Annotated in this window: 19 protein-coding genes; 9 read left to right on the top strand and 10 right to left on the bottom strand. The window is 72.2% G+C overall.

Going from position 1 to position 21,854, the window contains the following annotated elements; all coding sequences use genetic code 11:
* Window positions 1-8: 8 nt before the first annotated feature.
* Genes AB0F98_RS11885 through AB0F98_RS11865 form a run of 5 tightly spaced genes read left to right on the top strand, consistent with a single transcriptional unit; the run spans window position 9 to window position 5,102 of the window.
* Entirely contained in the window at window positions 9-170 is a 162-nt protein-coding gene (locus AB0F98_RS11885; protein WP_357732763.1) for a hypothetical protein, read from the top strand.
* Window positions 167-1,348 carry an L-rhamnose isomerase gene (gene rhaI / locus AB0F98_RS11880; RefSeq protein ID WP_357732760.1) on the top strand — a complete coding sequence of 394 codons (1,182 nt, stop codon included), beginning with the start codon at window positions 167-169 and terminating at the stop codon, window positions 1,346-1,348. Before AB0F98_RS11885 ends, rhaI begins: the two co-directional genes overlap by 4 nt.
* Before the next feature lie 37 nt (window positions 1,349-1,385).
* Window positions 1,386-3,443, top strand: a complete 2,058-nt coding sequence (locus tag AB0F98_RS11875) for a bifunctional aldolase/short-chain dehydrogenase (RefSeq protein ID WP_357732756.1) — start codon at window positions 1,386-1,388, stop codon at window positions 3,441-3,443.
* Window positions 3,444-3,459: 16 nt separating this feature from the next.
* Window positions 3,460-3,678, top strand: coding sequence for a LuxR C-terminal-related transcriptional regulator (locus AB0F98_RS11870; RefSeq protein WP_357732753.1), 219 nt, complete (start codon window positions 3,460-3,462; stop codon window positions 3,676-3,678).
* Window positions 3,675-5,102 carry a rhamnulokinase family protein gene (locus tag AB0F98_RS11865; RefSeq protein WP_357732750.1) on the top strand — a complete coding sequence of 476 codons (1,428 nt, stop codon included), beginning with the start codon at window positions 3,675-3,677 and terminating at the stop codon, window positions 5,100-5,102. Before AB0F98_RS11870 ends, AB0F98_RS11865 begins: the two co-directional genes overlap by 4 nt.
* A gap of 24 nt (window positions 5,103-5,126) precedes the next feature.
* Here the strand turns inward: AB0F98_RS11865 and AB0F98_RS11860 are convergent, their stop codons facing one another.
* The 10 genes from AB0F98_RS11860 to AB0F98_RS11815 form a co-directional block, all read right to left on the bottom strand.
* A complete protein-coding gene (locus tag AB0F98_RS11860) occupies window positions 5,127-5,798 on the bottom strand; it encodes a FadR/GntR family transcriptional regulator (RefSeq protein WP_357732747.1) in 672 nt (223 codons plus the stop codon).
* 42 nt (window positions 5,799-5,840) lie between these two features.
* The gene (locus AB0F98_RS11855; RefSeq protein ID WP_357732744.1) at window positions 5,841-6,692 is read right to left on the bottom strand and encodes an amidohydrolase family protein; all 852 of its coding nucleotides are present in this window, start codon (window positions 6,690-6,692) and stop codon (window positions 5,841-5,843) included.
* Window positions 6,689-7,699 (bottom strand): aldo/keto reductase, encoded by a 1,011-nt coding sequence (locus AB0F98_RS11850; RefSeq protein WP_357732741.1) that lies wholly within the window; start codon window positions 7,697-7,699, stop codon window positions 6,689-6,691. Before AB0F98_RS11850 ends, AB0F98_RS11855 begins: the two co-directional genes overlap by 4 nt.
* Window positions 7,696-8,031, bottom strand: coding sequence for an L-rhamnose mutarotase (locus AB0F98_RS11845; protein WP_357732738.1), 336 nt, complete (start codon window positions 8,029-8,031; stop codon window positions 7,696-7,698). Before AB0F98_RS11845 ends, AB0F98_RS11850 begins: the two co-directional genes overlap by 4 nt.
* 57 nt (window positions 8,032-8,088) lie before the next feature.
* On the bottom strand, window positions 8,089-9,114 hold the full coding sequence (locus AB0F98_RS11840) for an ABC transporter permease (RefSeq protein WP_357732734.1): 1,026 nt from the start codon (window positions 9,112-9,114) through the stop codon (window positions 8,089-8,091).
* Window positions 9,111-10,640 (bottom strand): sugar ABC transporter ATP-binding protein, encoded by a 1,530-nt coding sequence (locus AB0F98_RS11835; protein WP_357732731.1) that lies wholly within the window; start codon window positions 10,638-10,640, stop codon window positions 9,111-9,113. Before AB0F98_RS11835 ends, AB0F98_RS11840 begins: the two co-directional genes overlap by 4 nt.
* The gene (locus AB0F98_RS11830; protein WP_357732728.1) at window positions 10,640-11,689 is read right to left on the bottom strand and encodes a sugar ABC transporter substrate-binding protein; all 1,050 of its coding nucleotides are present in this window, start codon (window positions 11,687-11,689) and stop codon (window positions 10,640-10,642) included. The genes AB0F98_RS11835 and AB0F98_RS11830 overlap by 1 nt, the downstream gene beginning before the upstream one ends.
* Before the next feature lie 194 nt (window positions 11,690-11,883).
* Complete coding sequence (locus AB0F98_RS11825) at window positions 11,884-12,657, bottom strand: SDR family oxidoreductase (RefSeq protein ID WP_357732724.1); 774 nt, start codon at window positions 12,655-12,657, stop codon at window positions 11,884-11,886.
* Window positions 12,654-14,018 carry an L-fuconate dehydratase gene (locus AB0F98_RS11820; protein WP_357732722.1) on the bottom strand — a complete coding sequence of 455 codons (1,365 nt, stop codon included), beginning with the start codon at window positions 14,016-14,018 and terminating at the stop codon, window positions 12,654-12,656. The genes AB0F98_RS11825 and AB0F98_RS11820 overlap by 4 nt, the downstream gene beginning before the upstream one ends.
* Window positions 14,015-14,863, bottom strand: a complete 849-nt coding sequence (locus AB0F98_RS11815) for a fumarylacetoacetate hydrolase family protein (RefSeq protein ID WP_357732719.1) — start codon at window positions 14,861-14,863, stop codon at window positions 14,015-14,017. The genes AB0F98_RS11820 and AB0F98_RS11815 overlap by 4 nt, the downstream gene beginning before the upstream one ends.
* Before the next feature lie 309 nt (window positions 14,864-15,172).
* Here AB0F98_RS11815 and AB0F98_RS11810 point away from each other — a divergent pair, with 309 nt between their 5' ends.
* The 4 genes from AB0F98_RS11810 to AB0F98_RS11795 all read left to right on the top strand — a co-directional run bounded on the left by AB0F98_RS11810 (window position 15,173) and on the right by AB0F98_RS11795 (window position 21,494).
* On the top strand, window positions 15,173-18,559 hold the full coding sequence (locus tag AB0F98_RS11810; RefSeq protein WP_357732716.1) for a glycoside hydrolase N-terminal domain-containing protein: 3,387 nt from the start codon (window positions 15,173-15,175) through the stop codon (window positions 18,557-18,559).
* A gap of 135 nt (window positions 18,560-18,694) precedes the next feature.
* On the top strand, window positions 18,695-19,468 hold the full coding sequence (locus AB0F98_RS11805; RefSeq protein WP_357733548.1) for a (Fe-S)-binding protein: 774 nt from the start codon (window positions 18,695-18,697) through the stop codon (window positions 19,466-19,468).
* Window positions 19,465-20,895, top strand: coding sequence for a lactate utilization protein B (locus AB0F98_RS11800; protein WP_357732714.1), 1,431 nt, complete (start codon window positions 19,465-19,467; stop codon window positions 20,893-20,895). The genes AB0F98_RS11805 and AB0F98_RS11800 overlap by 4 nt, the downstream gene beginning before the upstream one ends.
* Window positions 20,877-21,494 carry an LUD domain-containing protein gene (locus tag AB0F98_RS11795; RefSeq protein ID WP_357732711.1) on the top strand — a complete coding sequence of 206 codons (618 nt, stop codon included), beginning with the start codon at window positions 20,877-20,879 and terminating at the stop codon, window positions 21,492-21,494. The genes AB0F98_RS11800 and AB0F98_RS11795 overlap by 19 nt, the downstream gene beginning before the upstream one ends.
* Window positions 21,495-21,854: the final 360 nt, after the last annotated feature.

The following is a 21,854-nucleotide window of genomic DNA, read 5'->3' as shown; positions in this document are numbered from 1 at the left end:
TGGTGCCGGTGCTCCCGGCGCCGGCACCACGCCGCCGGTGCGGGCAGACGTCGTCGTTCCGCCTCGACCTCGACCTCGACCACCACACCCCGGCCGCGCCGTGGCGGCCGCTGGACGAGGCCTTCAACCTCGCGGCTCAGCTCGCCGCGCAGACGGGAGAAACTCCATGACCCACCCCGACGCGCCGACCCGTGCGCGGGTCACGCAGGCCCTGAGCGCCCAGCGCATCGAGACCCCGTCCTGGGCGTACGCCAACTCCGGCACCCGCTTCAAGGTGTTCCCGCAGGAGGGCGTGCCGCGTGACCCGTACGAGAAGATCGCCGACGCGGCGATGGTGCACCGGCTCACCGGGGTGGCCCCCACGGTGGCGCTGCACATCCCGTGGGACCGGGTCGACGACTACGCCGACCTGGCCCGCCACGCGGCGGACCAGGGTGTCGCGCTGGGTGCGATCAACGCCAACGTGTTCCAGGACAACGACTACCGGCTGGGCAGCGTCACCAACCCGGACCCGGGGGTGCGGCGCAAGGCGATCGACCACCTGCTCGAGTGCGTCGACATCATGGACCGCACCGGCTCGCGTGACCTGAAGCTGTGGTTCTCCGACGGCACCAACTATCCCGGTCAGGACGACATCCGGGCCCGGCAGGACCGGCTCGCCGCCGCGCTGCGCGAGGCGTACGACCGGCTCGGTGACGACCAGCGGCTGCTGCTGGAGTACAAGCTCTTCGAGCCGGCCTTCTACACCACCGATGTGCCCGACTGGGGCACCGCGTACGCGCACTGCCTGGAACTCGGGCCGAAGGCGCAGGTGGTCATCGACACCGGCCACCACGCGCCCGGCACCAACATCGAGTTCATCGTGGCGTTCCTGCTGCGCGCCGGGAAGCTCGGCGGGTTCGACTTCAACTCCCGCTTCTACGCCGACGACGACCTGATGGTCGGCGCCGCGGACCCGTTTCAGCTGTTCCGGATCATGCACGAGATCGTCCGCGGCGACGCGCTGCGGCCGGAGGGCGGGATCGCGTTCATGCTCGACCAGTGCCACAACATCGAGCCGAAGATCCCGGCGATCATCCGGTCGGTGATGAACGTGCAGGAAGCCACCGCCAAGGCCCTGCTCGTCGACGCCGACGCGCTGGCCGCCGCCCAGCGAGCCGGTGACGTGCTCGGCGCGAACGCGGTGCTGATGGACGCGTACCACACCGACGTCCGTCCCCTGCTGGCCGAGCTGCGGGCCGACCTGGGTCTGGACCCCGACCCGATGGCCGCGTACGCCCGCTCCGGCTACTTCGAGCGCATCCGTACCGAGCGGGCCGGCGGGCAGCAGGCCGGCTGGGGCGCCTGACCACCACCGAACGAACGCGAACAGGGACGTGAGGACGATGCATTCCGAGGTACAGGCGCTGATCGCGCGGAGCAACCGGCTCGGCGCCGACCCGACCACCACGAACTACGCCGGGGGCAACACCTCGGCCAAGGCACAGGTCACCGACCCGGTCACCGGCCGGCCCGTCGATCTGCTGTGGGTCAAGGGCTCCGGCGGTGACCTCGGGACGCTCACCGAGGCCGGTCTGGCCGTGCTGCGCCTGGACCGGCTGCGCGCCCTCGTCGACGTCTACCCGGGCGATGCCGGCGGCGGCCCGGCCGATCCCGCGCGGGAGGACGAGATGGTCCCGCTCCTGGATTACTGCCGGCACGGCCGGGGTGGGGCCGCGCCGTCGATCGACACGGCGATGCACGGGCTGGTCGACGCGGCGCACGTGGACCACCTGCACCCGGACGCCGGCATCGCTGTCGCCGCCGCCGCCGACGGCCCCGAGCTGACCAAGGAGATCTTCGGCGACCGGGTGCTCTGGGTGCCGTGGCGCCGGCCGGGTTTCCAGCTCGGGCTGGACATCGCCGCGGTGGCGCGGGCCAACCCGCAGGCGATCGGCGTGATCCTCGGCGGGCACGGCATCACCGCCTGGGGAACGACCAGCGAGGAGTGCGAGCGGCACTCGCTGGAAATCATCCGGACCGCGCAGGCGTACCTCGACGAACACGGCCGGGCGGAGCCGTTCGGCCCGGTGATCGAGGGGTACGCGCCGCTGCCGCCGGACGAGCGGCGGGCCCGCGCGGCCGCCCTCGCACCGGTGCTGCGCGGCCTCGCCTCCACCGACCGGCCGCAGGTAGGCCACTTCATCGACAGTGACGTGGTGCTCGACTTCGTGGCCCGGGAGCGGCATCCCGCGCTCGCGGCGCTCGGCACGTCCTGCCCGGACCACTTCCTGCGCACCAAGGTGCGTCCGATGGTGCTCGACCTGCCGCCCACCGCGCCACTGCCCGAGACCATCGAGCGGCTCCGGGAACTGCACGCCGCCTACCGCGACGACTATCGGGCCTACTACGAGCGGCACGCCACCGCGGACAGCCCGCCGATGCGCGGCGCTGATCCCGCCGTCGTCCTCGTGCCGGGCGTCGGCATGTTCAGCTTCGGCGCCAACAAGCAGACCGCCCGGGTGGCCGGGGAGTTCTACGTCAACGCCGTCAACGTGATGCGCGGCGCGGAGTCCGTGTCGCGGTACGCCCCGATCGACGAGGCCGAGAAGTTCCGCATCGAGTACTGGGCGCTGGAGGAGGCGAAGCTCAAGCGGCTGCCCAAGCCGAAGCCCCTCGCCACCCGCGTCGCGTTCGTCACCGGTGGCGGCTCCGGTATCGGCCGGGCCACCGCCCACCGTCTCGCGGCAGAGGGCGCCTGCGTGGTGGTCGCCGACCGCGACGCCGAGGCGGCGAGCACCGTGGCCGCCGAGATCGGCGGCGCCGACGTGGCGGTCGCCGTCACGGCCGACGTCACCGACGGGACGGCCGTCGCCCGCGCCCTACGCGCGGCGGTGCTCGCGTTCGGCGGGGTGGACCTGGTCGTCAACAACGCCGGGCTCTCGATCTCGAAGCCGCTGCTCGAGACGACCGAGGAGGACTGGGACCTGCAGCACGATGTGATGGCCAAGGGCTCGTTCCTGGTCTCCCGGGAGGCCGCGCGGATCATGACGGCCCAGGGGATGGGCGGGGACATCGTCTACATCTCCAGCAAGAACTCGCTGTTCGCCGGTCCGAACAATGTGGCGTACGGCGCGGCGAAGGCCGACCAGGCGCACCAGGTACGCCTGCTCGCGGCCGAACTCGGCGGGCACGGCATCCGGGTCAACGGCGTCAACCCCGACGGCGTGGTACGCGGCTCCGGCATCTTCGCCGGGGGATGGGGCGCCCAACGCGCCGCCGTCTACGGCGTGCCGGAGGAGAAGCTCGGGGAGTTCTACGCGCAGCGCACCCTGCTCAAGCGGGAGGTGCTGCCGGAGCACGTCGCCAACGCCGTCTTCGTGCTCACCTGCGGGGAGCTGTCGCACACGACCGGACTGCACGTCCCGGTCGACGCCGGTGTCGCCGCGGCCTTTCTCCGCTGAGCCGGGCCGGCGCGGGATGACGACGACGGCGCGGATGGTGGAACCGGTGCTCGACGAGGGGGACCTGCGGCTGTTGCGGCTGCTGGCGACCGGCCTGCCACTGGAGACGGTGGCCCGCCGGATGGGCCTCTCCGAGCGGACCGTACGGCGACGGGTACGGGCGGTCTGCGACCGGCTCGACGTGGCCGCGCCGATCCAGGCGGTGGTGTGGGCGGTCCGACGGGGGCTGCTGTGAGCAGCCGTTTCGCCGCCGTGGACCTCGGTGCGTCCAGTGGCCGGGTGATGGTCGGGCGGGTCGGCCCGGGCATCCTCGACCTGACCGAGGTGCACCGGTTCGCCAACGAGCCGGTGCGGGTCGCCGGCACCCTGCACTGGGACATCCTCGCCCTCGCGCGGGGTGTCCTCGACGGTCTGCGGGCCGCCGGCCCGGTGACCAGCGTCGGTGTCGACTCCTGGGCCGTCGACTACGGGTTGCTCGACGCGTCCGGCGCGCTGCTCGGCAACCCGGTGCACTACCGCGACGCGCGTACCGACGGGGTGGCCGAGCGGCTGGCGACACGGCTGGGGCCGGAACGGCTGTACGCGACGACCGGGTTGCAGCAGCTCCCGTTCAACACCCTCTACCAGCTCGCCGCCGCGAGCGGTACACCGCAGCTCGACGTCGCGCGGTGGCTGCTGCTGATTCCGGACCTCGTCGTCTACTGGCTCACCGGCGAGGTCGGTGCGGAGGTCACCAACGCCTCCACCACCCAGCTCTACGACGTGCGTCGCCGGACGTGGGCCACCGAGCTGATGGCCGACGCGGGGATCCGGCCGGAGCTGTTCCCGCCGCTGCGGGAGGCGGGCAGCCGCGTCGCGCCCGTCCTGCCCGCGCTCGGGCTGCCGGGTGCGCCCGACGTCGTGGCCGTCGGCTCGCACGACACCGCGTCGGCGGTGGTGGGCGTACCGGCGTCGGGGCAGAACTTCGCCTACATCTCCTGCGGCACCTGGTCGCTGGTGGGGGTCGAGCTCGACGCCCCGGTGCTCACCGAGGCGAGCCGGCAGGCGAACTTCACCAACGAGTCCGGAGTCGACGGCAGCATCCGCTACCTGCGTAACGTCATGGGTCTGTGGCTGCTCCAGGAGTCGGTGCGGGCCTGGGGCGGGGCCGACCTGCCGGACCTGCTGCGCCGCGCCGCCGCCGAACCCGCGTTCCGGTCGGTGGTGGATCCCGACGACCCCGCGTTCCTGCCACCGGGCGACATGCCGGCACGCGTCGCGCGGGCCTGCCGCCGTGCCGGCGAACCCGTGCCCAGCACGCCGGCCGCCACCGTCCGGTGCATCCTCGACAGCCTGGCGCTGGCGCACCGTCGTGCGGTACGTCAGGCGCAGCAGCTCTCCGGCCGGCACGTGGACGCCGTGCACGTGGTCGGTGGTGGGGCGCGTAACGCGCTGCTCTGCCAGCTGACGGCGGACGCCTGCGGGTTGCCGGTGCTCGCCGGCCCGGTGGAGGCGACCGCGCTCGGCAACGTGCTGGTGCAGGCGAGGACGTCCGGCACCGTCGGCGGCGACCTGACGGCACTGCGGGCCCTGCTGCGCGAGACCCAGCAGGTCGTGCGGTACGAGCCGCGCGGGACGGAGACGGCGTGGCGCGCCGCCGAGGAGCGGATGGCCGGTTGACGGCGAGCGCACCGAACACGCCGGTCAGAGGACCCGGCGCAGCCACTCCTCCACACCGGCGACGTGCACGGTGGCCCAGGACCGGGCCAGGTCGGCCTGCCCGGAGGCGACCGCGTCCAGGATGGCGGCGTGCTGCTCGCGGGTCTTGGCGACGGCGCCCTCCTGGGTGAGGCCCCGCCACACCCGGGCACGCGTGGTCGGGCCGGAGAGACTGTCGAGCAGCGAGGTGAGCACGTTGTTGCCCGCGCACACCGCGATCAGCCGGTGGAACTCCAGGTCGTTGGCGACGAGCTCGTCGATGGTCGGATCGTCGCCGAGCCCGTCGAGGACCCCGCGCAGCACCGAGATGTCCTCTTCGGTCGCCCGCTGCGCGGCCAGCGCGGTCGCGCCCGGCTCGAGGATCCGCCGGACCTCGAGGAACTCCAGCACGGTGTCGTCCCGGTGGAAGTCGACGACGAAACTCAGCGCGTCGAGCAGCAGGGCCGGGTCCAGGCTCGTCACGTACGTCCCGTCGCCCTGCCGTACGTCGAGCACCCGGATGAGCGAGAGCGCCTTGACGGCCTCGCGCAGGGAGTTGCGGGACAGGCCGAGCCGTTCGGCCAGGTCCGGTTCGCGTGGTAGCCGGTCGCCGGGGCGCAACTCCCCGGCGAGGATCATCTGTTTGATCTTGTCGATCGCCTCGTCCGTGACAGCCACGTTCGCCTCCGCCCTCTTCCGCACCGCAGCGTATGGGACCGCTCAGGGCCGGAGCCGGTAGGTCCGTACGGCCGTTTCGCCGAACACCGCCGACCGCTCCCGCGCGGTCAGCGGTGGCAGCGCCTCGACCAGCGCGGACAGCACGCTCCGGTAGTCGGCGGCGAGTCGGCAGACCGGCCAGTCCGAACCGAACATCAGCCGGTCCGGGCCGAACCGGCCGAGCGCCTCGGTCACGAACGGCCGCAGGTCGGCCACCCGCCACCGGTCCCGATCCGCCTCGGTCACCAGCCCGGAGAGCTTCGCCGTCACGTTCGGGCAGGCGGCGAGCGTGCCGATCGGACCCGACCAGGCGGCCAGCCCGTCCGCGCCGTCGCGGATCTGTGGCTTGCCCAGGTGGTCGAGGACGAACCGCAGCTCGGGCACGTCCCGGGCGGCCCGGGTCACGGCGGGAAGCTGGTCGACACGGCACACCACGTCGAAGGCCAGCCCGGCGTCGGCGATCGTGCGCAGACCGCGCCGCACCGGGGGCCGGTCCAGGTACGCCGGATCCGTCTCCGCCTGCAGCTGGGGCCGTACGCCGACGAGCAGGTCGCCGCCGGGCAGCCGCCTGTAGCCGGCGATCACGTCGGCGAGCGCGGGGTCGGCGGGGTCCGCCCACGCGATCACCCCGGAGATAACGGTCGACCGGTGCGCGTACCCGAGCAGGAGGGCCGCCTCGTCGGCGTCGCAGCGGCCGCCCTCGACCAGCACGGTCCGGTCGACGCCGGCCGCCGCCAGCTCGGGTGCCAGGTCCTGCGGGCCGAACGAGCGCCGGATCGGGGCGAGTTCGGGTGCGTCCAGCCAGCGGTAGCCGTCCTCGATCCGCCACAGGTGGTGGTGCGCGTCGACGATCACGCGGCCACCACCGGGGCCGTGGGCAGCGCGGCATCCGGACGCAGCAACCCCTCGGCCACCAGGTCCGCCCAGAACTCGCCGGGCGGCGGCTGCGCGGCCGCCAGCGTGGCGTTGCGCCGGACCTGTGCCGGATCGTGCGCGCCGACCACGACCGTGGCGACGGCCGGGTGCGCGGCGGCGAAGGCGAGCGCGGCGGCCGGCAGCGTCGTCCCGTACCGGGCGCAGACCGCGGCGATCGCGCGGGCCCGGGCGAGCACCGCGTCCGGGACCGCGGCGTACTCGTACGGGAGGCCGGGCTGCGGGTCCGGGACGGCGAGCAGGCCGCTGTTGAAGATTCCCGAGTTGAGCACGGAGACGCCCCGCCGCTGACACTCCGGCAGCAGGTCGTCGAGCGCGAATTGTTCCAGCACCGTGTACCGGCCCGCGACCATCACCGCGTCGACGTCGGTCTCGGTGACGAACCGGTGCAGCACCTGCGACTGCTTGGACCCGACACCGACGGCGCCGATCACGCCCTGGGCGCGCAGCTCGTGCAGCGCCGGGTACGCCTGCTCCAGAGCCGGCGCCTGGTGACCCTCCGGGTCGTGGATCAGCACGACGTCGATCCGGTCGAGGCCGAGCCGGATCAGGCTCGCCTCCAGCGACCGGCGCACCCCGTCCGCCGTGAAGTCCCACACCCGCCGCTGGTCGGCCGGTACGAGGAAGCCCTCGGGGTCCTGCCGGTCGGCTCCGGACCGGTCCGGTACGAGCAGCCGGCCCACTTTCGTGCTGATCGCGTACGCCTCCCTGGGCAGGGCGCGCAGCGCGTCACCGAGCCGGCGTTCGGAGAGTCCGAGGCCGTAGTGCGGCGCGGTGTCGAAGTAGCGGATGCCGCAGTCCCAGGCGGCCCGCACGGTGGCGGTCGCGTCCGCCGCACCGATCGGCGTGTAGAGGTTGCCGAGCTGTGCGCAACCCAGACCGACCCGGCTCACGGTCACCTGGGACCGTCCCACCCGGACGGCGGTCACGGCGTCGCCCGATCCGTCGCGGAGGGCAACGCCCAGACCAGGGGGAGTCCGGTGTCCGTGCCCGAGTAGTCGTCCGGGACGTCGAGCAGCGTCGCCATGCGGGCCTGCCAGGCGACGTTCGCCGGATGCTCGCGCAGCTCGTCTCGCATCCGCCGGTAGTCCTCGACCTCCACCACGTGGAACAGGTCCGGTCCGTCCCGCCAGATCCACCAACCGTGTACGCCCGCCGCGCGGATCGCGGCCGCCAGCTCCGCCGGTATGGTCGCGTGGACGTCGTCGTACTCGCGTTCGCGGCCGGGCTTGAGCCGGGTGTGCAGGGCGATCCGGCGCATCGGCGCTCCTCTCCGCTGCCGTCGGGGGCCGCCGGTAGCGGCCGGGACGATGAACCTCTAGTCCTGGGCCTTGCCGGAGGTGAGCCGGGCCAGGATCAGCGCGACCAGGATGATGGCGCCGTAGATGGCCTGGATCCACTGGGCGGAGACCCCGGCGAGGGTCAGGATGTTGTTGATCAGGCCGAGGACGACGACGCCGCAGAGCGCGCCGAAGAGAGTTCCCTTGCCACCGTCGAGGCTGATTCCGCCGATGACCGCCGCCGCGAAGACGGTGAAGATCATGCCGTCGCCCTGCGCGGCCGCGACCGAACCCAGGCGACCGGTCATCAGCAGGCCGGCGAGCGCGGCGAGCAGGCCACCGATCATCAGGACCACCCAGACCACCCGGTCGGTACGGATACCGGCAGCCCGCGCCGCGTCGGTGTTCCCGCCGATGGCGTAGACGGACCGGCCGTGCCGGAAGTAGCCGAGCGCGACGATGCCGACCACGAAGAGGCTGCCGCTGATCCAGATGGAGGCCGGTACGCCGAGCCACACCGCGCTGCCCAGGTAGAGCACCGAGGGTGGGATGTCGAACAGGTTCTGCCCACCGGTGATCCCGATCTGCAGGCCACGCAGCACGATCAGCATGCCCAGCGTGACGATGAACGCGGAGAGCTTGAACCGCAGGATCAGCAGTCCGTTGAACGCCCCGATCGCCAGCCCGGTGAGCAGGCAGAGGACGATGGCCAGGCCGGCCGGAAGCTCGGTGCCGAGCCCGTTGCTGGCCGCCGGGATGACCAGCGCGACGGCCAGCGCCGGTGCCAGCCCGATCGTCGACTCCAGCGAGAGGTCGAACTTCCCGGCGATGAGGATGATCGCTTCGGCGAGCACCAGCAGTGCCAGCTCGGTCTGCTGTTGCAGCACGTTGGTGATGTTGGCGGTGCTGAGGAACACCGGGTCGATGAGCGCGCCCACCACGATGAGCAACAGGATCGCGGGAACGAGCGCGAAGTCCCGGAGCCGGGCCAGGGGTAACCGGCCGCCACCCGGCCGGGGGCCGCCGGTCCTCGGTGGCTTGGCGATCGTCTCGGTGCCGGTCACGGCTGCTCCATTCCCTCCACTGCGGACACCAGGTCGGCGTCCGTCCAACCCCGGGGCACGTCCCGGATCACCTGTCCGTGGAACATGACCAGCACCCGGTCGCACGAGCGCAGGTCGTCCAGTTCGTCGGAGACCACCAGCACGCCGGCGCCTCCGGCGGCGGCCTCGTCGACGGCGCCGAGCAGGGACGCCTTGGACCGGACGTCCACACCGGCGGTGGGGCTCACCAACACCAGCGCCTTCGGGTCGTTGGCGAGCGCGCGGGCCAGTACGACCTTCTGGGCGTTGCCGCCGGAGAGGTCGCTCACCGGCTGGTGCGGCCCGTCGGTCTTGATGTCGTACGCCCGGATCATCCGCTCGGCGGTGGCCTGCTGCCGGGCGGGGGCGATGATCCCGGCGGGGCCGAGCCGGCCGGCGATCGGCATCGTGGCGTTCTCGGCCACCGACAGCAACGGCACGAGGCCCTCCCGGTGCCGGTCCTGCGGCAGGTAGCCGAGCCCGGCGGCGAGCGCGGCGGGCACCTGGCCCGGCTTCGGGGTGTTGCCGGCGATGGTCACCGTTCCGGCGTCGGCCCGGCGTAGCCCGGCGATCGTCTCGGCGAGGGCCACCTTGCCGCTGCTGCCCGAACCGATGAGCCCGACCAGTTCGCCGGCGCGCACCGTGAGGTCCACGCCGTCGTAGTGGCCGGCGAGCCGCAGGCCGCGTACGTCGAGCACGACGGGTGCCGTGGCCGGTACCGGTGGCCGCGTGGCGCCCGCCACCAGCGCCCGGCCCGTCTCGCCGGTCATCGCCGCGACCAGTTCGTCGCGGGAGAGCGCCTCGACGGGTTCGGTGAGGATGTGCCGCGCGTCGCGCAGCACGGTGACCCGCTGGCAGACCTCGTACACCTCCTGAAGGTGGTGCGAGATGAACAGGAAGGTCACCCCGGTCGACTGGAGTTCGCGCATCCGGTCGAAGAGCCGGTCGATGGCGGCGGCATCGAGCTGGGCGGTCGGCTCGTCGAGGATGATGAACCGGGCGCCGAACGAGAGCGCCCGGGCGATCTCGACGAGTTGCCGCTGCTCGACGGTGAGCGCCCCGGCGAGCGCGGCCGGGTCGACGTCGACCCCGTACCCGGCCAGCAGGTCCGCGGCGCGGCGTCGCAGCCCACGCCAGTCGATGACGCCACGGCCGGCCTGCCGATTGAGGAAGAGGTTCTCCGCGACGGTCAGCGTGGGGATGATGGTGGACTTCTGGTAGACGCAGGCGACGCGCTGCCGCCACGCGTCCCGGTCGGCGAGCGACGGCGCTGCGACGCCGTCGAACCGGATCTCACCGCTGTCCGGCCGCTGGAGCCCGGTGAGGATCGACACCAGCGTCGACTTCCCGGCGCCGTTGCGGCCCACCAGCGCGTGGGTCTCACCCGCCTGGACGGCGATGCCGGCGGAGTGCAGCGCCACGGTCGCCCCGTACCGTTTCGACACGTCGCGGGCCTGCGCGGCCGGGGGTCCGGCCGCGGCGCCCGCGGTCTGCTCGTGACTGGTCATCACTTGCCGATCTGGTTTCCCCATAGCGCCGGATCGTCGACGTTCTCCTTGGTGACCAGCGGCGCGGCGAGCTGGTCCTCCAGGCCGTTGCCGATGTCGATGATCGTGCTGTCGTGGTCGGTCGGACCGGCCTGGAAGGTCTTACCCTCGGCCGCCGCCTTGGCGTAGTAGAGCGCCCACTTGGCGTAGAGGTCGGCGGGCTGGGAGACCGTGGCGTCGATCTCGCCCTTGCGGATCGCCTCGAACTCCTGGGGGATCCCGTCGTTGGAGACGATGAAGATGTGCTTCGGGTCGGTCGGCGGGACCAGCAGGTTCTTCGACCGGAGCACCTGCAGCGTCGGGGCCAGGAACACCCCGCCCGCCTGCATGTAGACGCCGTTGATGTCGGGGTGCTGGGCGAGGCGGGTCTGGAGCGCGGCCGCGGCCTTGGCCCCCTCCCACTCGGTCGGCTCCTCGAAGATCGTAATTCCGGGGAACTTCGTCTTCATGCACTCCGCGAACGCCTCCGAGCGGTCCCGCCCGTTGATCGAGGAGAGGGAGCCCTGGAACTCGATCACCTTGCCCTTGCCGCCGAGCTTCTCACCGAGGAACTCGCAGGCCTTCTGCCCGTACGCGCGATTGTCGGCGCGCACCACCATGAAGACCTTGCCCTTGTCGGGACGGGTGTCGACCGAGACCACCGGGATCTTGCGGGACTCCAGGTTGCCCAGGGTGGAGGCGATCGCGCCGGTGTCCTGCGGGGCCATCACGATCGCCTTCGCGCCCTGGCTGACCAGCGCCTGCACGTTCGCGACGAGCTTCGACACGTCGTTCTGCGAGTTGGTCGGGGACATCAGGTTGACGTCGTACTCGTCGGCGAACTTCGGGACGTACTTGGTGTAGGAGTTCCAGAAGTCGGAGTCGGCGCGCGGCAGGTCGATACCGATCTGCGGGCCGGAGCCGCTCTGGCCGCCCGCGCCGCCCGACGACGAGTCACCACAGGCGACGGTGCCGAGGGCGAGGATCGCGGTCAGCGCGATTCCGACCGGGGTCTTGGCGGTAGGTCTCACGATGGTCCTCCAGCGGTGTGGATGCGGTGGGCGTTTCTCGACGGCAGCCGGACGCACGCAGTTCATACATCCGATGCCTATCAATGGATGTCCATGCCGGGCAAGGGCCGATTGCGGACGCTTGCGGAGCAGGTCCGGCACTGGTCGCACGAGGTACATCGGATGTTCCGGGAGCACGGCGACCGCCCACGTCGTCAGTGCGGCGGCGGATCGGGACGGAGCCGCAGCCCGTGCATCCCGCCGTCCACGGCGAGCACGCTGCCGGTGGTCGCCCCGGCGAGCGGACCCGCCAGATAGGCGATCGCGGCGGCCACCTCCTCCGCGCGGACGAGGCGGCCCGTGGGCTGGCGGGCCCGTAGCGCGGCGAGTTCCGCCGGTGGGTCCGCCGCGGCGTCGAGCAGCCGACGTACCCAGGGCGTGTCGACCGTTCCGGGGCTCACACAGTTCACCCGGATGCCCTCCCGTACGTGGTCGGCGGCCATCGCCAGAGTGAGCGCCTGCACGGCCCCCTTGCTGGCGCTGTAGAGCGCCCGCTGCGGCAGACCGGCCGAGGCGGCGATGGAGCAGGTGTTGACGATCGCCGCGTGCGCCGAGGCACGCAGGTGGGGCAGCGCGGCCCGGGTCACCCGCGCGATGCCGACCACGTTGACGTCGAGCACCCGGTGCCACTCCTCGTCGGAGTTGTCCCCGACGCTGCCGCGCGCGCCGATCCCGGCGTTGTTGACCAGCACGTCGACGCCGCCCAGCGCGTCCGCCGCGGCGGCGACCGCCGCCCGTACGCTCTCGTCGTCGGTCACGTCGGCGGCGAGCCCGAGCAGCGGCTCGGGCACGCCCGCCGGGTTCAGGTCGAGGCACGCCACCCGGGCGCCACGCTCGGCGAGCAGGGTCGCGGTGGCCAGGCCGATGCCCGACGCCCCGCCCGTCACCAGCGCCGCCAGACCGGCGAACTCGCCCCGGACGCCGCTCACGATGCCACCTCCGATCCGGGTCGTCCCGGCTCTGAGGTTTCTCCGACCGGCTCCTCGGCCGGGGCGGCCCCCGACCAGACGAGGCCGTCCGGGTACGCGTACTCGGCCAGCGTCCGGGGGCGGATCGTCGCGCTGAAACCGGGCGCGACGGGCGCGACGTACCGGCCGTCGCGGATCACCACCGGGTCGACGAAGTGCTCGTGCAGGTGGTCGACGTACTCGATGACCCGGTCGGTCATCTCGCCGGACACCGCCACGTAGTCGAACATCGCCAGATGCTGCACCAGCTCGCAGAGACCCACCCCACCGGCGTGCGGGCAGACCGGTACACCGAACTTCGCCGCCAGCAGCAGGATCGCGACGTTCTCGTTGACACCGGCGACCCGGGTCGCGTCGATCTGCAGGTACGAGATCGCGTCGAGCTGGAGCAGTTGCTTGAAGACCACCCGGTTGGCGACGTGCTCGCCGGTGGCGACCCGCATCGGCGCCAGCTCCCGGGCGATCGTGGCGTGGCCGAGCAGGTCGTCGGGGCTCGTCGGTTCCTCGATCCAGTGCGGATCGAAGCGCGCCAGCTCGCGCATCCACCGGATCGCCGTCGGTACGTCCCACCGCTGGTTGGCGTCGACCGCGATCGGGAAGTCCGGCCCGCAGGCCTGCCGGGCGATGGTCATCCGCCGGATGTCGTCGGCCAGGTCCGCGCCGACCTTCAGCTTGATCTGGCCGAAGCCGTCGGCGACCGCCTCCTTGCAGAGTCGGCGCAGCTTCTCGTCGTCGTAGCCGAGCCAGCCGGGTGAGGTGGTGTAGGCGGGGAAGCCGGCTCGCAACAGGTGTTCCTCGCGCTCGGCCCGGCCGGGCCGCGCTGCCCGCAGCAGCTGCAGCGCCTCCTGGCGGGTCAGCGCGTCGTCGAGGTAGCGGAAGTCGACGAGGTCGACGAGCTCCTCCGGGCTCAGCCGGCTCAGCAGGCGCCACAGTGGCAGGCCTTCCCGCTTGGCCCGCAGGTCCCAGAGCGCGTTGACGACCGCCGCGATCGCCATGTGCATGACGCCCTTCTCCGGGCCCAGCCACCGCAGCTGCGAGTCGTGCACGAGTTCCCGCCAGAGGCCGCCCAGGTCGGCGAGCACCGTCGCCACCGGCCGGCCCACCACGTACGGGCGCAGCGACGCGATGGCTGCCGCCTGGACGTCGTTCCCGCGTCCGATGGTGAAGGCGAACCCGTGCCCCTCGTGGCCGTCCCCGACGTCGGTGCGCAGCACCACGTACGCGGCGGAGTAGTCCGGATCGGGGTTCATGGCGTCGGATCCGTCCAGCGACCGTGAGGTCGGGAAGCGGACGTCGGAGATCTCCAGCTCGGTGAAGATCATGCCTGTGCCACCACCTGACGCTGCCGGCCCAGCCCGTCGATCTCGACCTCGATCACGTCGCCCGCCGTCAGGTACGGCTTGGGGTCCGGCTGGCCGAGAGCGACCCCGGCGGGTGTGCCGGTGTTGATGACGTCGCCCGGGTGCAGCACCATGAACCAGCTCAGGTAACGCACGATCTCCGCCACCGGGAAGACCATGTCCTTCGTGGTGCCGTCCTGCCGCGCCACGCCGTTGACCCAGAGCCGTAGCCGGAGGTCCTGCGGGTCCGGGATCTCGTCGGCGGTCACCAGCCACGGGCCGAACGGATTGAAGGTCTCACAGGACTTGCCCTTGTCCCACTGACCGCCGCGTTCGAGCTGGAACTCCCGCTCGGACACGTCGTTGGCCATGGCGTACCCGGCCACGCAGGTCAGCGCCTCCTCGGTCGTTGCCAGGTAGCGTGCCGGGCGGCCGATGACCACCGCGAGCTCGACCTCCCAGTCCGTCTTCGTGCTGCCCCTGGGGATCAGGACGGGATCGTCGGGGCCGACGACGGTGTCGGGTGCCTTGAGGAAGACCACCGGTTCGGCGGGCAGCGGGGCGCCCGTCTCGGCGGCGTGGTCCCGGTAGTTCAGGCCGATGCAGACGATCTTTCCGGGCCGTAGCGGTGGCCCCACGCGTAGGCCGGAGCTGTCCAGCACCGGCAGCTCGTCCACGGCGACCGCGGCGAGCCGGGAGAGTCCGCCGTCCGCCAGGAACTCGGCGTCGAGGTCGTCGATCACCCCACGGAGGTCGCGTAACCGTCCGGTCTCGTCCAGCAGCGCCGGGGTTTCCCGGCCCGGCGCACCCACCCGCAACAACCTCACGCGTCGCTCCCCAGAACCATGTCGCAGTTGTCGGTAAGACATCCGATGTCTATCAGTGAGCTGCGGTGCTCCACAAGACCACCAGATAGACAAAGACCGCATCGATCACAACGATCAGACCCCGTCACTCTCGTTGCAGGCAAGCCCATCCGGCGAGGCCGAGTGACGGATCGATCGGGATGAGTCCTTGTTGTGGCGCGCGATCCTTTGTAGCCTCGATCTGAAACATCCGAGGTGCCGCCATGGTTGGCCCTCGCAGCGAAGACCCGCCAGAGTCCATCCCGGCCCTCGGACGATCCGGAGACACCCATGGACGAGCTCTCCCGGTGGCGACACCCGCTCCGCTCCGCAGCGATCCTTCTGGTGGCCGTGCTGGTCGCGACGCTTCCCGTCTGGTCCGCGCCGCCTCCGGCCGCCGCCACGAATGCCACCAGCGCGAGCACCAGCGCCGACCCGCTCACCCTCTGGTACGACGAGCCGGCCGCCGACTGGGAGACCCAGGCGCTGCCGATCGGCAACGGCGCGCTCGGCGGCATGATCTTCGGGCGGGTCGCGAACGAAACCGTCCAGTTCAACGAGAAGACGCTGTGGACCGGCGGGCCTGGCTCGGCCGCCGGCTACAACTTCGGTAACTGGACCTCGCCGCGTCCGGGAGCCATCGAGGAGGTGCAGCGTCTGATCAACGAACGCGGCCGCCTGTCCCCGGAAGAGGTGGCGAACCGGCTCGGCCAGCCGAAGAGCGGGTTCGGCTCGTACAACACGTTCGGGGAGCTGTCGTTGCGGCTGGCCGAGGATCCCGGCGCGGTCCAGGAGTATCGCCGCGAGCTCGACATCGGCCGTGCCGTGGCGAAGGTCTCCTACCTCGACGACGGGGTGCGCTACACCCGCGAGTACTTCGCCAGCCACCCGGACCGGGTGCTGGTGGTGCGGATCAGCGCCGACCAGCCGGGCCGGGTCGGCTTCACCGCCGCCGTCACGGCCCCGGGCAACCGGTCGAAGACGGTCACCGCCAACGACGGGCGGATCACCTTCGCCGGTGCGCTCACCGACAACAAGCTCCGGTACGAGTCCCAGATCCAGGTGAACGCCGACGGTGGGACGGTCGCCTCGGGCGCCGACGGCACGGTCACCGTGCGGGACGCCGACTCGGCCACCCTGATCCTGGCCGCCGGCACCGACTACGCGCCCCGCTACCCGAGCTACCGGGGCGCCGACCCGCACGCGGTGGTCACCGCCACCACGGACGCGGCGGCCCGCAGGACGTACGCCGATCTGCTCGCCGCGCACACCGCCGACCATCGGTCACTGTTCGACCGGGTCCGGTTGGACATCGGCCAGGCGATGCCGGACGTGCCGACCGACGAACTGCTGCGCGCCTACACCGGCGGCGCCGCCCCGGCCGACCGGGCGCTGGAGGCGCTCTTCTTCCAGTACGGCCGCTATCTGCTGATCGCGTCGTCGCGGGCCGGCTCGCTGCCGGCGAACCTGCAGGGGGTCTGGAACAACTCCACCAACCCGCCCTGGGACGCCGACTACCACGTCAACATCAACCTGCAGATGAACTACTGGCCGGCCGAGCTCACCAACCTCTCGGAGACCACCGCGCCGCTGTTCGACTACGTCGACTCGATGGTGCCGCCCGGCCAGGTGACCGCCCGGGAGATCTACGGGAACCGCGGCTGGGTGGTGAACAACGAGACCAACATCTACGGGTTCACCGGGCTGCACAACTGGGCCTCCTCGTTCTGGTTCCCCGAGGCCGGGGCGTGGCTCGCCCAGCACTACTGGCAGCACTACCAGTTCACCCGGGACAAGCGGTTCCTGTCCGACCGCGCGTACCCGGTGATGAAGCAGCTGGCGCAGTTCTGGCTCGACGAGCTCGTCGTCGACCCGCGCGACGGCAGGCTCGTCGTCTCACCGAGCTACTCACCGGAGCAGGGCGACTTCACCGCGGGCGCCTCGATGTCGCAGCAGATCGTCTGGGACCTGTTCACCAACACCGTCGAGGCCGCCGGGATCGTCGGCGGCGACAACGCGTTCCGCAAGGAGCTGCGAGCCGCGCTGGCCAACCTCGACCCGGGCATCCGGGTCGGCTCGTGGGGGCAGTTGCAGGAGTGGAAGGAGGACCTGGACGACCCGGAGAACGAGCACCGGCACGTGTCGCACCTGTTCGCCCTGCACCCCGGCGCCCAGATCTCGGCGCTGGACGACCCGGAGCTGGCCGACGCGGCCCGAGTCTCGCTCACCGCGCGCGGCGACGGCGGCACCGGCTGGAGCAAGGCATGGAAGATAAATTTCTGGGCCCGCCTGCTCGACGGCGACCACGCGCACAAGATGCTCACCGAACAGCTACGGCAGAGCACCCTCGCCAACCTCTGGGACACCCACCCGCCGTTCCAGATCGACGGCAACTTCGGTGCCACCTCCGGCGTCGCGGAGATGCTGCTGCAGAGCCAGAGCGGCGACGTCCACGTCCTCCCGGCGCTGCCGAGCGCCTGGCCGGACGGCTCGGTACGCGGGCTGCGTGCCCGCGGCGACCTCACCGTCGACACGACGTGGTCGGCCGGCGCCGCGACCGAGATCGCCGTGACCGCCGGCCGGACCGGCGAGGTACGTCTGCGCAGCCCGCTCTTCACCGGCCCGTTCCGGATGGTGGACGCCACGACCGGAAAGCGGGTCGACGCAGACACCCGGGGCGAGCGGCTGACGTTCCCGGCCAAGGCCGGGCACCGCTACGTCGCCACCGCCGGAGTCCGCTTCACCATCGACGCCCCGGCGACGCTCGAAGCCGACCAGCCGCGGACCGTCGCGGTGACGGTCGACGCCGCGCAGAACCTGCCGCCGTCCGGGCTGGCGCTGGCCCTGCCGACCGGATGGAACGCCCGTCCCGCCCGGTTCGAGGTGCCGCGCCTGCGCTCCGGCGACTCCCAGGTCTACCGGTTCACCGTCACAGCGACCGGGGACGCCGCCCCCGGCAGGAACCGGATCGAGGCGCGGTTGGTCGATGACGAATGGCGGGCGTCCGGTTGGACGGCCATCGCACTGCCCGTACCGCCGCCGTGCGCCCGGCCGGACCCGGGCCGGCCGCTCGTCGCCTGGGACCCCACCAGCGGCGACACCATCGCCGACCGGTCGCCGAACGGACGCACGGCGACGGTGCAGACCGGCGCGGCGTACGTCGCCGACGGCCCGACCGGCACGGCGCTGGCCCTGGACGGCGCCCGCTACCTGCGGACCGCCCCCACCACGCTGGGTTTCCTGGAGACGGCCACGTTCGCCGCCGAGGTCAAGGTGACCACGACAGGTAGCTACCGGCGCCTGTTCGACTTCCAGCCCAGCGGAGATCCGGGTACCGACGGTGTGCTCATCGACCTCACCCCCGGCAACCAGGTGCGATTCATCGGCTCCGGCACCGGCGTCACCACCAACGCCACAGTGCCCCTCGACCGGTACGTCGACCTGGTGATCACGATGGACGACGCCGGTGCCGTAACCGTCTACCTCGACGGTCGACAGGCCGGCACGGCCAAGGTCCCGGACGGCGGCATCGTCGGCTGCGCCACCCGGGAGCTGCGGTTCGCCGCCGATCAGGGCGGCGGGCAGCGGCTCATCGGCGAGGTGGACCGGTTGGCCATCCTGCCCGAGGCGCTCCCGGCCGATGCGGTCAGCACGTGGCAGAGCCGTGCCTTCGGCTGACTCCGCCGCCCGCCGGGACGCCGGCCGCCGTTCCGGCCTGCCCTCGGTCCGACCGTTGCGTGAAGGTGGCCGAGCTGATCGAATAGCCGCGGCCGGTGCGCGTCGGGCCGGCCCGAACCCGAGAGGCGGGTGACGATGCGGATCGCGCTCTTCGTGACGTGCCTGGCGGACACGCTCTTCCCGGCCGCGGCCGAGGCGACCGTGCGGCTGCTGGAACGGCTCGGCCACCAGGTGCTCTTCCCGCCCGAGCAGACCTGCTGCGGGCAGATGCACGTCAACACCGGCTACTCGGCGCAGGCCCTGCCGCTGGTACGCCGCCACGTGCGTACCTTCGAGCCGTACGACGTGGTGGTCGCCCCGTCCGGCTCGTGCGTCGGCTCGGTACGGCACCAGCACCCCGCAGTGGCCCGCCGGGCCGGTGACGAGCGGCTCGCCGAGCGCGCCGAGGCGGTGGCCGGCCGCACCTACGAGCTGTCGGAGTTCCTGGTGGACGTGCTCGGGGTGACCGATGTGGGCGCCTACTACCCGCACCGGGTGACGTACCACCCGACGTGTCACTCGCTGCGGATGCTGCGCGTGGGGGACCGGCCACTACGCCTGCTGCGGGAGGTGCGTGGCCTCGACCTCGTCGAGCTGCCGCAGGCCGAGCAGTGTTGCGGCTTCGGCGGAACCTTCGCGGTGAAGAACGCCGACACCTCCACCGCGATGCTCGCGGACAAGCTGCGCCACGTCCTGTCGACCGGCGCCGACGTCTGCACGGCCGGTGACGCCTCCTGCCTCATGCACATCGGCGGCGGGCTGTCCCGGCTGCGCACGGGCGTGCGCACGGTGCATCTGGCGGAGATCCTCGCCGCGACCGAGCGCGACGGCACCACCGGCCGGACCGCCCGTACGGCGGTGCGGGCATGAGCCGCACCTTCCTCGGCATGCCGGCGACCGCGCCCCGCGGAGTCGGTCATCTGCGCGGCGAGGAGTCCTTCCCGGCCGCCGCCCGGCGTGGCCTCGCCGACCCGCAGCTGCGGCGCAACCTGGGACACGCCACCACCACCATCCGCGCGAAGTCCGGTGCGGTCATCGGTGAGCTGCCGGACTGGCAGGCTCTGCGCGCGGCCGGCTCGGCGATCAAGGCGGACGTGCTGGCCCGCCTGCCGGAGCTGCTCGAACAGCTCGAGGCGGCGGTCACCACGGCGGGCGGCACCGTGCACTGGGCGGCCGACGCGGTGGAGGCGAACCGGATAGTCACCGACCTGGTCGCCGCGACCGGCAGCGACCGGGTCATCAAGGTCAAGTCGATGGCGACCCAGGAGATCGGCCTCAACGAGGCGCTCGAGGCGGCCGGCATCGCGGCGGTGGAGACCGACCTCGCCGAGCTGATCGTGCAACTCGGCGAGGACCGGCCGAGCCACATCCTGGTGCCGGCGATCCACCGGAACCGGGCCGAGATCCGCGAGATCTTCCTGCGCGCCATGCCGGGCGTCGACCCGTCGCTCACCGACGACCCGCCCGCCCTCGCCGCCGCCGCGCGCCGCTTCCTGCGCGAGACGTTCCTGGCCACGCGGGTCGCCGTCTCCGGCGTCAACTTCGCCGTGGCCGAGACCGGCACCCTCGCCGTCGTCGAGTCCGAGGGCAACGGGCGGATGTGCCTCACCCTGCCCGAGACGCTGATCACCGTGATGGGCGTCGAGAAGGTCGTGCCGAAGTGGCGGGACCTGGAGGTCTTCCTGCAACTGCTGCCCCGCGCGTCCACGGGGGAGCGGATGAACCCCTACACCTCGATGTGGACCGGTGTGACGCCCGGCGACGGCCCGCAGGCGTTCCACCTGGTCCTGCTCGACAACGGACGCAGCGCCGTGCTGGCCGACGAGGTGGGCCGGCAGGCGTTGCACTGCATCCGCTGCTCCGCCTGCCTCAACGTCTGCCCGGTCTACGAACGGGCGGGTGGGCACGCGTACGGGTCGGTGTATCCGGGTCCGATCGGTGCCGTGCTGTCGCCGCAGCTCACCGGGGTGGAGGACAACGCCTCCCTGCCGTACGCCTCGACGCTCTGCGGCGCCTGCTACGACGCCTGCCCCGTGAAGATCAACATTCCGGAGCTGCTGGTGCACCTGCGTGACCAGGCACCCCATCCGAGGTCCGAGGCCGCGGCGATGACCGCCGCCGCGTACGTCATGGACCGGCCGGCGCTCTACGCGGCGGCGCAGCGGGCGGCCCGGCTCAGCCGCCTCGCCGGCCGCCGTGGTCGCGGCCTGCCGCCACCGCTGTCCGGGTGGACGATCGGCCGTGACCTGCCGCAGCCGCCACCGCGGACCTTCCGCGAATGGTGGGCGCAGCGATGAACGGCCGCGAGGAGGTCCTCGCCCGGCTGCGCGCCGCCCGCGGCGCCCAGTCGCGCGGATCGGCCGAGGTGCCACGCGACTACCGGCCGGCCGGCGCCGCCGTCGACTTCGACCTGCTGGTGGACCGGCTCACCGACTACCGGGCCACCGTGCACCGGTGCGCCGAGCCCGAGGTGCCGAGGGTCGTCGACGCCGTCCTCGCCGGCCGGCGGATCGTGATTCCGCCGGCGCTGCCCCGGCGGTGGCTGCCCGCCTCGGTCACCGCGGTCACCGACGACGACCTCACCACCGCACAGATCGCCGCCACGGACGGGGTGGTCACCGCTGCGGCCGTGGCCGTGGCCGAGACCGGCACGATCGTCCTGGACGGCGCCCCCGACCAGGGCCGCCGGGTCATCACGCTCCTGCCCGACGTGCACCTCTGCGTGGTGCGTGCCGAGCAGGTGGTCGCCGGGGTGCCGGACGCCGTGGCCCGGCTCGACCCGTGTCGCCCGTTGACCTGGATCAGCGGTCCCTCCGCCACGAGCGACATCGAACTCAACCGGGTGGAGGGAGTACACGGCCCCCGGAACCTGCACGTCGTTCTCCTGGCCCCCTGACGCGGAGCCCGCCGATCACTCGGGCGACGCGTCGCCGCCCGTCACCGTCGAGCCGGCTCGTCGGTGACAATGTCCAATTCGGCGATGCGCGCCGGGTCGGCCATCGCTTCGATGCCGATGATCCGGTCGGTGACGATGAAGGTGAGCACGATCCGGATCCGGCCAGCGACCACCACGAGTGCGCCCGGCGCGGCGTCCACGTACGCGGGGACCGCGGCCTGCGCCCGGCCGTTGAAGAATGCGGCGACAGCGGAAGTGGTGAGTGGCTGGTCCGCAGTCGTCCGTTCGGCCGCTGCCAGCGCGGCACCTGGCCCCGTTCAAGTCGATCACGCTAGTGGGCAGGAGTTTCGCGGTTCCGGC

The sequence above is a fragment of the Micromonospora sp. NPDC023737 genome, assembly GCF_040639715.1.
Classification (GTDB): domain Bacteria; phylum Actinomycetota; class Actinomycetes; order Mycobacteriales; family Micromonosporaceae; genus Micromonospora.
This window is presented reverse-complemented; position numbering and strand designations above follow the sequence as displayed.